This window comes from Oleiphilus sp. HI0117 (genome assembly GCF_001635235.1).
Genome location: NZ_LWGA01000729.1, coordinates 1 through 9,130, shown reverse-complemented (window position 1 = coordinate 9,130; position 9,130 = coordinate 1). Strand labels below are relative to the sequence as shown.

Annotated in this window: 11 protein-coding genes, 1 other RNA gene and 1 pseudogene; 10 read left to right on the top strand and 3 right to left on the bottom strand. The window is 44.3% G+C overall.

All coding sequences use genetic code 11. The features are described from left to right. The 3 genes from A3757_RS11055 to A3757_RS11045 all read left to right on the top strand — a co-directional run. A partial coding sequence (locus A3757_RS11055) for a cytochrome c1 (RefSeq protein ID WP_197470006.1) occupies positions 1-431 on the top strand: 431 nt, incomplete at its 5' end. 168 nt (positions 432-599) lie between these two features. After that, the gene (locus A3757_RS11050) at positions 600-1,229 is read left to right on the top strand and encodes a glutathione S-transferase N-terminal domain-containing protein (RefSeq protein WP_068516402.1); all 630 of its coding nucleotides are present in this window, start codon (positions 600-602) and stop codon (positions 1,227-1,229) included. A 32-nt stretch (positions 1,230-1,261) separates the two neighbouring features. Further along, positions 1,262-1,669: a ClpXP protease specificity-enhancing factor gene (locus tag A3757_RS11045; RefSeq protein ID WP_156490427.1), complete on the top strand. Its 408-nt coding sequence runs from the start codon at positions 1,262-1,264 to the stop codon at positions 1,667-1,669. Positions 1,670-1,697: 28 nt separating this feature from the next. Here A3757_RS11045 and A3757_RS11040 read toward each other — a convergent pair whose 3' ends face one another. Genes A3757_RS11040 through A3757_RS11030 form a run of 3 tightly spaced genes read right to left on the bottom strand, consistent with a single transcriptional unit; the run spans position 1,698 to position 4,524 of the window. Then, positions 1,698-2,291 carry an SIS domain-containing protein gene (locus tag A3757_RS11040; protein ID WP_068553552.1) on the bottom strand — a complete coding sequence of 198 codons (594 nt, stop codon included), beginning with the start codon at positions 2,289-2,291 and terminating at the stop codon, positions 1,698-1,700. Positions 2,292-2,333: 42 nt separating this feature from the next. After that, positions 2,334-2,696 (bottom strand): YraN family protein, encoded by a 363-nt coding sequence (locus tag A3757_RS11035; RefSeq protein ID WP_068507997.1) that lies wholly within the window; start codon positions 2,694-2,696, stop codon positions 2,334-2,336. Positions 2,697-2,700: 4 nt separating this feature from the next. Beyond that, positions 2,701-4,524 carry a penicillin-binding protein activator gene (locus A3757_RS11030; protein WP_068567888.1) on the bottom strand — a complete coding sequence of 608 codons (1,824 nt, stop codon included), beginning with the start codon at positions 4,522-4,524 and terminating at the stop codon, positions 2,701-2,703. Between the two features lie 56 nt (positions 4,525-4,580). Here A3757_RS11030 and rsmI point away from each other — a divergent pair, with 56 nt between their 5' ends. From rsmI to A3757_RS10995, 7 genes and pseudogenes are all read left to right on the top strand, one after another. Further along, complete coding sequence (gene rsmI, locus A3757_RS11025) at positions 4,581-5,417, top strand: 16S rRNA (cytidine(1402)-2'-O)-methyltransferase (protein ID WP_068516393.1); 837 nt, start codon at positions 4,581-4,583, stop codon at positions 5,415-5,417. Between the two features lie 128 nt (positions 5,418-5,545). After that, a complete protein-coding gene (locus A3757_RS11020) occupies positions 5,546-6,220 on the top strand; it encodes a hypothetical protein (RefSeq protein ID WP_068516390.1) in 675 nt (224 codons plus the stop codon). 56 nt (positions 6,221-6,276) lie between these two features. Further along, positions 6,277-6,643, top strand: an RNA gene (gene rnpB / locus A3757_RS11015) — RNase P RNA component class A. A gap of 298 nt (positions 6,644-6,941) precedes the next feature. Next, positions 6,942-7,385 (top strand): division/cell wall cluster transcriptional repressor MraZ, encoded by a 444-nt coding sequence (mraZ, locus tag A3757_RS11010; RefSeq protein ID WP_068516386.1) that lies wholly within the window; start codon positions 6,942-6,944, stop codon positions 7,383-7,385. 31 nt (positions 7,386-7,416) lie between these two features. After that, positions 7,417-8,358 (top strand): 16S rRNA (cytosine(1402)-N(4))-methyltransferase RsmH, encoded by a 942-nt coding sequence (gene rsmH, locus A3757_RS11005; protein WP_068553776.1) that lies wholly within the window; start codon positions 7,417-7,419, stop codon positions 8,356-8,358. A gap of 13 nt (positions 8,359-8,371) precedes the next feature. Continuing rightward, positions 8,372-8,773, top strand: coding sequence for a cell division protein FtsL (gene ftsL, locus A3757_RS26720; RefSeq protein WP_197470004.1), 402 nt, complete (start codon positions 8,372-8,374; stop codon positions 8,771-8,773). Positions 8,774-8,797: 24 nt separating this feature from the next. Further along, positions 8,798-9,130, top strand: a pseudogene (locus tag A3757_RS10995) (penicillin-binding protein 2); the annotation flags it as partial.

The following is a 9,130-nucleotide window of genomic DNA, read 5'->3' as shown; positions in this document are numbered from 1 at the left end:
ATTTGACTTTGAGTGCTCGTTTGCGTGGTCCTGATTGGATATATAACTACTTGCGTGGATTTTACGCCGATTCAAAGCGCCCTTATGGTGTGAATAACGTAATTTTCAAAGATGTGGGTATGCCGCACGTACTAGCTGGTTTGCAGGGTGTTTGTGCTGTCGCGCCAGAGTTAGGTGTTGAGCCTGTTGTTGATCCATTAAGCGGAAATATTGTTAAGAGTAGTGGTTGTTCTGAATATGCGACAGAAGGAAGCTTGAGTCCTGCTGAATATGACGAAGCGATCTATGATCTGGTTAACTTTTTAGAATATGTTGGTGAGCCTTCTAGGCTTCAAAGTGAGGCACTTGGCCGAAATGTTCTTATATTCCTAGCGTTTTTGTTTGTTTTTGCATACTTCTTGAACAAAGAGTATTGGAGAGATATTCACTAGTTAGCTAGAAAGAAGAATAAAAGCCGTCCATGTGTAGGCATGGAGGGCTTTTTTTGTTTCTATCCAAGAGAATTTTCACGACTGGCTTGTAAATCGTGTATAATTCTGCCCAAATTTAAAACTGTGCTATCAGTGCAGTAAATCTGATTTAAAGGTTGAGGTAAGTATATGGGTGTTGTGACCAAACGTTCGTCCATGACGTTTTTTTCTGATGGTGAGAGCCATTACAGTCACCGGGTAAGAATAGTCTTAGCGGAAAAAGGTGTCGCAGTTGACGTTGTTAACGTTGACCCAGATAACAAGCCTGCTGAGCTTTCTGATCATAATCCATACAATGACTTGCCTACTTTGGTTGACCGCGACTTAGTACTTTATGAGTCGGATATTATGATGGAGTACTTGGATGAGCGCTTTCCGCACCCTCCTTTGTTGCCAGTATATCCGGTTGCTCGAGCGCAAAGCCGCTTGATGATGTACCGAATCCGTAAAGATTGGAGTCGTCTGGCTGATGCAATTCTTGCTGATCCGCATGCTGCGAAGGCGAATGAGTATCGTAAGGAATTGAAAGAAAGCCTGATTGCTACAGCGCCGATTTTTTCAGAAATGCCTTACTTCATGAGTGAAGAGTTTACCATTGTCGATTGCTGTGTTTCTGCCTTGTTGTGGCGTTTACCGGTAATGGGAATTGAGTTAGATGATGTCCAGGCAAAACCGATTTCGAAGTATATGGATCGTATATTTCAGCGTGAGTCCTTTCAAGCTAGCTTGTCTGAACTAGAAAAAGAAATGCGACACTAAGTCGCTAAATAATGAGTAAAGGGGTGAGCGGAATGACTCCAAGTCGGCCATATCTGGTTCGAGCACTAAATGATTGGATTTTGGATAACGACATGACGCCGTATATCGTCGTTGATGCCGGTATCCAGGGTGTAAGTGTCCCAGAAGACTATGTCACGAATGGGCAAATTATACTCAATATTAGTCCTGGTGCGGTTAATGAGCTGTTAATTGATGGAGAGGCTATTAGTTTTCGAGCGCGTTTTGGTGGCGTTCCGATGCAGGTCTACGTTCCTATCGTAGCTATTATGGCGATTTACTCAAAAGAAAATGGACAGGGTATGGTGTTCGGGGCTGAGCCTGGTGCTCCAGAGCCGCCGAGTCCGAATGACCCACAAGATGAAGGGAAGAAAGCGGCAGAACACCTGCCTCATAAGCCTTCTCTAAAGATAGTTAAATAAAGAGAAAGCCTGTTCTAGGCTTTCTTAACTAAAATGCGCCACCAAAAAGTTGATTTTCGATTTGGTGGCACATGGCATTAACTGCCATAAGTTGAGCTTCCATCGCTCGCGCTACCGAATTGGTGTTTAGCTGGATTTCAACATCCTGTCCCTGCTTTATCGCAGAAATTTTCCCATCTTTATGACCGATAAGTGTGATTACCTTGATGTCCTTTTCGTGCGCGGTTTGAATTGCTTGAACAATATTGCTGCAGTTGCCATCGATAGATAGTGCAATCAGGGTGTCTCCTTCGAAACCAATGGCTCTAATTTGCTTGGCATAGCTAAGGTTGTAATTGCCGTCCTTCGCAATAGCAGAAATAGTTGTGGAATCGATAGAAATATTGATCGCAGGAAGGCTTGGGCGTTCGAATTCCTGTTGGTTCATTAAGCAGGTTGTTAAAAGGCTTGCGATTGGTCCAGATAGACCGTTCCCGCAAATAATCAGTTTTTTATCGCTCAGAAGTGTCTGTGTAATTAGGTTGCAAGCTTGCTCCAGGTTTTCACTAAGTGCTTCAAGGTTTGCTGCGGCAGAATCAACAGCTTCACATAGGTAGTTTGATAGTGGTGATAGTTCGGACATTTCTAGTTAACCGTTTTAGGTGATTTAGGTAATAAACTGAGCTCAATAAGATGCATCGAATGCAGCTTTGTGCCAATGAATTTGCTCGGATAAGCTGTTCTCTTTCTGGCTGATAGATATAACATCAAATCGGCATGGCATATTCCATAGCTTTTTGTGAGAAAGGAATATGCTTGCAGTCTTAATAATCTTCTTTTGCTTGTGTGGGGTCACGGTTTCAGCTGCGATGCCATAGTTATTTCTTGCTCGATATCTGACTTCAATAAAGACTAGGGTATTCTTATCTCCCATAATTAAATCAATCTCACCAAACTTGGACCGATAATTGTTCGTTATGCTTTTCAGTCCTTGGGTGCGAAGGTATTTCTCGGCGATCTGCTCATAAGCAAGTCCTTTGCTAAGCATTTCCTTACTCCTTAATGGTAACTGCCTTTCCTTTTCTAAATTTTGCCCATTCTAATTGGCGATTAATAATGCCCTGCTCATCCATTGATAGCATGCCGGTGTGGCCTTGCATCTGGCTGCCTCGAACTTCGTGCAATAGCTGTAGTCTTGGGGCGATATTATAGCTGTCGGCTCCTAGCGCATAAAAGCGGCTATATTGCTCTGTTGACTCGGGGATAGCATGATTTATCTGGCTTTTGATATCTATTGTACTGCTAAGCATCCAGGGCATTTCGATAAACTCGATACCGTCCAGGTCTCTGTTGTCGTTGTTGTTAGATATGTTATGAATTTGAGAGCTGGCGAATACTGGCAGGTCGGCAGCGTAATGGTAGGCAAAGAGAGGTTTGATTTGACGTGCTATTTCGGGTTTGGCAATCATGACAAGTGCGTCGATATCTTGCCTTCTTCTGGGTAAAAACTCGAGCGCTGTGTTAGTGATTTTTCGAATTTTTCGCTTTCGATTCTGGCTGTCCTCAGTGCCGAGGAGGCGGGCGACGCTCGAAGCGAGAGATTTCTGATTTTTGTAAAATACGCTATCGATAACGACCCCGTCTAATGAAGAGAAGCTTTCTACAAAGCTATCGTATATGCGAAAGCCAAGATTATTCTCTGGCAGTATGATGCCGACCCGTTTCAGTGATTTGTCGTGTAGGCGTGTAGCAAGTTGTCTGGCCTCGGTCTCAGGTGCTAGACCAAGTTGGTATAGCTTATCTGAACCTGCGTTAGTCGCTGGAAGATAGTTTAAGGCGAGAGTTGGCGTGCTAATAATATCTAAGGAGTTCAGCGCTTTAAGAGAAGCTTTGTCTAGAGGGCCGATAATTAGGCTGCCTGTCTCAGGTGCTTGATTGTACAGTGACAAAATGTCTTGCGTTGCTGTGTCGAAAAAACGAACTTGTAGTGGTTCGTGGTTTGGGTTTTGTTTATTGCTGGCATAGTGTTGAGCCATGAAACCGTCACGAATAGCTTTTCCAGCCAATTGAAGTGGCCCGCTTAAGGGCAGGGCAAGTGTTATCGAATCGGGGCGAGTGTTTGGGAGTTGTTTTAGAATGCTTAGCTCGTGAGGCGGATTCAGGCTGGCAGGATGGCTTGGCCACAGCTCGTTCCATGCCTGAAATGCATTATATTGGGCATCCAGGCTGATCTGATTTAGCTGGATTGTTCGAGCTAGATCTAACCACGCTAATGCGTCAGGGTTGTCGCCTGTGTAAATGTATTGGCTTAGGTCGGCTGTTTCAGTTGAGCGGAGTAGGTGCCAGATTTGCTCGTCTGTGTCTTGGTGATGCTCTGGATTAATTAGGCCGCGATGATCGATTAAGGTGATCGCCGCTTCAATAGTTAAATCTGTGATTTCATAAGCTTGAGATAATAAGTGCGAAAGCTCGATTTGCTGGTCGACATTCATGCCAGATAAACCAAGGTTCGGGATTAGCGGCAGTATTTTCTCAATGCGTGCTTTGTTCTTATTGCTTGTCGCTAACTTTAAGGACATTAAAAGATAGTCTTGAGCGTCAGCTTCATTGAGGTGCTCTATTTGAACTGACCCTAGTGCAGCATCGCTCTGTGCGTATAGGTTATTTTCCCAATAAGATTGTGCGGCTTGAAAAAATAGCTTGGATTGTTGTTTTGGGGAGGTGGACTTTAGTGCTAGTGAAATCAGCTCTTCCGGTTGTTTTGGAGCGGGAGATTCGACCTTTGTTAGTTTGCTTTGGTTTACTTTAGGCGATGTGCCACAGGCAGATATAATGACAGACAGGCAGACAATAATAGAAAAGTGAAGTGCTTTCATAGCGGGGTCTATGCTTAAATGTAGAATGTTCCGTATTTTATAGTGAGGTTGTGTTCTTGGAAAGTGCCATTTACATTGTTGCGACGCCAATAGGAAATTTGTCAGATATTACTTTGAGGGCAATTGAGGTTTTGAAAGCTGTTGACGTTGTTGCTGCGGAGGATACGCGGCACACAAGAAAGCTTTTGGAGCACTACGGTATTGCTACAAAAATGATATCCCTGCACGAGCACAATGAGTCTGAGAAAAGTGCTTATATCATTGGCTTGGTCAAAGAGGGGCAGTCGGTGGCGCTCGTTTCAGATGCCGGTACGCCGCTGATTTCTGATCCGGGGTATACATTAGTTTTGAGAGCCAAAGAAAGTGGGGTTCTCGTCAGGCCCATACCAGGCCCTTCTGCACTGATTGCTGCTTTATGCGCCAGCGGCGTTGCAAGTGACACGTTTATCTTTGAAGGCTTTCTGCCTGCTAAGAAAAAGGCTAAAGAAGAGGTGCTGCAATCTTATCTTGCTGAGCGGCGCACAGTTATATTTTATGAATCGCCTCACCGGATTTTGGTGACGCTTGAGGCTATGTCCGACGCGTTGGCAGGGCGAAAACTTTGTGTGGCTCGAGAACTAACCAAGCGATATGAGACGATTAAGTACGGTGAGGTGTCTGAAGTTCTGGCTTGGATGAAGGCTGACGAAGATCAAACTAGAGGAGAGTTTGTGTTGGTGCTTGAAGGTTCACAGGAAGAGCCTCTGAGTGTGAGTGATGAGCAAAAGCTCAAGCTTCTAGCGCGTTTGCTTCTAGAGCTGCCGCCAAAAAAGGCAAGTGCTGTCGTGGCGGATGTTGTGGGCGGAAGTAAAAAGGAAATATACAACCTGGCTTTAAGTTTGAAAGAGAAGTGATTGTAAAACCGACGACCGGTTTGCAATTTTGAAGGAATGATGTGATTCGATGTGCTTAGTAGATTGCGAAGGTATTCTTAATCGTGCAAAATATAAGCAAATAATTATCTAACGGATGTAGAGTCATAATGGATAGACTGTTCCGAAATATTTTTCTCCCAGTATCATTTTTGGGCTTGGCGACGGCTTTTCCTGTGCATGCTTTTGAGTTGCTTTCAGAAGGAGCGATGGGGACGGTTTCGGCTGTGTCAGCAAACTCGGCTGAAGATATTGTTAATATAGCTGGTCCTACAGCCGCGGGCTTGACGGTTGATGACGATTATGAAGTGCTGCCTTTTCAGACCGATATCACAATTGAGGATGCTAACCCAGATGAGGTGACTGACGTGCTTGAGTTTGCTTTGACTCAAGAGGTTGAGTCGTGGGCAAGTAATCTCACTATTCAAGACTCTCTAGTTGGAGCTGATACCTCCGCTGATGTGAGTTATGTGGATGAGCTTCCGCCTTCGTCTTTTGAAGATGCTGTTTTCCTTGTTCGAGATGATGAGTTTGATAGCATTGTTTTCGATTCCGATAGTGATCAAGAAGACAATACTAGCTACGAGTTAAGTCGTATAGAGCAAACTGTAACTGTCTTGGAGCAAAACCTGGGCTCGATTCGTTATATCGTTGAGAGGCAGGTAGACTTTGTAGCCACAATTGCTCCTCCGGATCGCGAGGGGCAGGAAGCGTCAATCGGCAGTGGCTATATCTCTGATCTAACGAGTATTAGTAATGTTCGCATTGCTACGGTTCGAGATTAGTTATATTTATCTATTCTTTTCTTGAATTATCTGTATTTCCGTAATACTGTTATTCCTGAGTTTGCCAGGCAATCGCTGCTTAGCTGAGTTTTCAGCATGAGGAGAGGAAAGTCCGGGCTCCACAGAGCAGAGTGCCAGGTAACCCCTGGGGGGCGAAAGCCTACGGAAAGTGCAGCAGAAAGTGAACCGCCTAAGTTCTAGCCTTGGCTAGGAACGGTAAGGGTGAAAAGGTGCGGTAAGAGCGCACCGCATGACTGGCAACAGTTCATGGCGATGGTAAACCCCTCTCGGAGCAAAACCAAATAGGAATTCGTTGGCGTGGCTCGCGCTGAATTCGGGTAGGTTGCTTGAACTAAATGGTGACGTTTAGTCTAGATGAATGATTGTCCACGACAGAACCCGGCTTATCGGCAAACTCTTTACTTTTCCTAGTTAAAAAAATCCCCATTTCTTGTCTTTTAATAAGAAAAAAATCTTACTCTTAAAGTGGTTTCTTAAGTTTTCACGCTATCTTTTTGTTGTTAAAAGATAAGAGTCTCTCTGTGCCTTCCGATTTTGCCTATATCTCTCTAAGTTATTGTGTTTTTTGAGTATTTTTCCCTTTGGCTACCCGTCTATTTTGCTTGATTTGTGGAGTTCTAGTTCCTATAGTGGGTAAAAGTAGAAAAAAGTGGTTAATTTTGGGTATTTTTCAGTTTTTTGTGGGTTTCGAGGCGTAATTTTGTTTTTAGGTAGTCACGCAATCAATATGGATGCTAAAGGTCGCATGGCGATTCCGACTAAGATTCGGGAATCGTTGGCGTCTTTTTGTGATGGCCGTATTGTTGTGACTGCGCATACTGAGGAGCGCTGCTTGCTCGTCTACCCAGAAGATCAATGGAAAGAGATATTGCCTCAAATTGAAAGCCTGCCAAGTTTCAACAAGATTGCGCGACGCACTCAGCGTTTGTTGATTGGTTATGCGACGCCTTTGGAAATGGATGGGAATGGGCGAATTCTTGTGCCGCCAACACTTAGAGAGTATGCAAATCTCGAGAAGAAGTTGATGTTGGTGGGTCAAGGAAAGAAGTTTGAGCTTTGGAGTGAAGACAGTTGGTTTAATTGGTTAGATGAAGCAGATCAGGATGATGATATTCCAGAGCAAATGCTGAATTTGTCTCTGTAATGTATATGTTGATTGAATTGGACACATTGGTATGAGTTGTGAGCAACATATGCACGAGACGGTGCTATTACAAGAAGCAGTTGACTTATTGGTGACGAATTCTTCAGGTGCCTATGTTGATGCAACCTTTGGTCGTGGTGGGCATAGCTCAAAAATACTAGAAGCTTTGGATAAAGATGGCTCGTTGATCGCTATTGACAAAGATTTGGAAGCAATATCTGCGGCACAGAGTCGATTTGTTGATGAAGAGCGATTTTCGATTGTGCACGGCTCCTTCGCAGATATTCGTGAGCATTTGAGAGTTTGTGGGCAAGAGAAAGTTTCGGGCGTGTTAGCGGATTTGGGTGTGTCATCTCCGCAGCTTGATAATGCTGAGAGAGGCTTCAGTTTTATGAATGATGGTCCGCTAGATATGCGGATGGATACCACGCGCGGAGTGAGTGCCGCACAGTGGATCAAAGAGGTCGATGAGAAAGAGATGGTTCAGGTATTTTTCGATTATGGCGAAGAAAAGTTTGCTAGGAAAATAGCTAGAGGTATCAAAGAGGCATTGCTGGGTCAGGAAATTGATACGACTGCAAAACTGTCGAAAATAGTGAAGGACGCGAACCCGTCTTGGGAAAAACATAAGCACCCGGCGACCAGGGTGTTTCAGGCTATTCGAATTAAAGTTAATGATGAATTGAGTGATTTAGAGCGATTGCTGGACGAAGCAAGTGAGAGTTTAGCAGTCGGTGGCCGTTTAGTTGTTATTAGCTTTCATTCACTCGAAGATCGTATTGTTAAGCGCTTTATGCGTGAAAAAGCAAAAGGTGATGCGCCTCCGCCGGGGGTGCCCGTTTTTGAAAAAGATATTGTTCGAGGCTTTAAGCTAGTTGGAAAGGCGATTAAACCGAGTAAAGCAGAAATAGAAAATAACGTTCGGGCGCGTAGCGCTGTAATGCGAGTGTTGGAGAGAGTTTCTGATGAATAGGCTTATGTTGTTAATGTCTAGATTGACGTCGGTAGTTCGCCACGGTGAACGCGGCGTTGAGGCGGTGCGGGAAAACTCTTCAGAGATGACGGTGATGGAGCGAATGGCTTTGGCCCTAGATGGCTTGCTTCATTTGTTAAGGCAGGTTTCCTTTAAAGGTTTTGTGGTGACCGGCATGTTGTTACTGATAATCGTCTTGTCAGCAATTGGTGTTGTGTACTCTTCTCACTTGAGTCGGCAGCTATTTGCAGAGCAAGCAATTTTGCTAGAAAAAAATGATCAGCTTCAGCTCGAGTGGGCGCAATTGTTATTAGAACAAAGTGCATGGAGCTCGCCTAATAGAATTGAGTCAGTGGCGCGCGAAAGCTTGGGTATGGAAGTGCCAGAAACTGAAAAAATCCAGTTAATTTACTAACTATAAATAAAAGAGTGCTGATTAGTGAATCGCTCAAAAGACATTTCTAAAAGCAATTTAGCCTGGCGGTATTGGTTTCTGCTGGGCTTTTTGGCTTTGTGTGGTCTCGCACTTTTTTATCGTGCGATAGACTTGCATGTTTATGAGCAGGCATTTTTAGCAGAGCAGGGTGATGCACGTACTATTCGCTTTGAAACGCTGGATGCTCATCGTGGCGTAATTATGGATCGCCATGGTGTGCCTTTGGCGGTTAGCGCTCCGGTTGAAACGGTTTATGCAGATCCTCGTTATCTGAACTTGAATGTTGCCCAAGCTAAAGCCTTGGCTGAAGCGCTTGGACAAAGCTATGAGAAACTG

Excerpts from the sequence above, each read along its gene's own strand:
- A3757_RS11050 (WP_068516402.1), top strand. The coding sequence starts at position 600 with ATGGGTGTTGTGACCAAACGTTCGTCCATGACGTTTTTTTCTGATGGT.
- A3757_RS11045 (WP_156490427.1), top strand. The coding sequence starts at position 1,262 with ATGACTCCAAGTCGGCCATATCTGGTTCGAGCACTAAATGATTGGATT.
- A3757_RS11040 (WP_068553552.1), bottom strand. The coding sequence starts at position 2,291 with ATGTCCGAACTATCACCACTATCAAACTACCTATGTGAAGCTGTTGAT.
- A3757_RS11035 (WP_068507997.1), bottom strand. The coding sequence starts at position 2,696 with ATGCTTAGCAAAGGACTTGCTTATGAGCAGATCGCCGAGAAATACCTT.
- A3757_RS11030 (WP_068567888.1), bottom strand. The coding sequence starts at position 4,524 with ATGAAAGCACTTCACTTTTCTATTATTGTCTGCCTGTCTGTCATTATA.
- A3757_RS11020 (WP_068516390.1), top strand. The coding sequence starts at position 5,546 with ATGGATAGACTGTTCCGAAATATTTTTCTCCCAGTATCATTTTTGGGC.
- rsmH (WP_068553776.1), top strand. The coding sequence starts at position 7,417 with ATGAGTTGTGAGCAACATATGCACGAGACGGTGCTATTACAAGAAGCA.
- ftsL (WP_197470004.1), top strand. The coding sequence starts at position 8,372 with ATGTCTAGATTGACGTCGGTAGTTCGCCACGGTGAACGCGGCGTTGAG.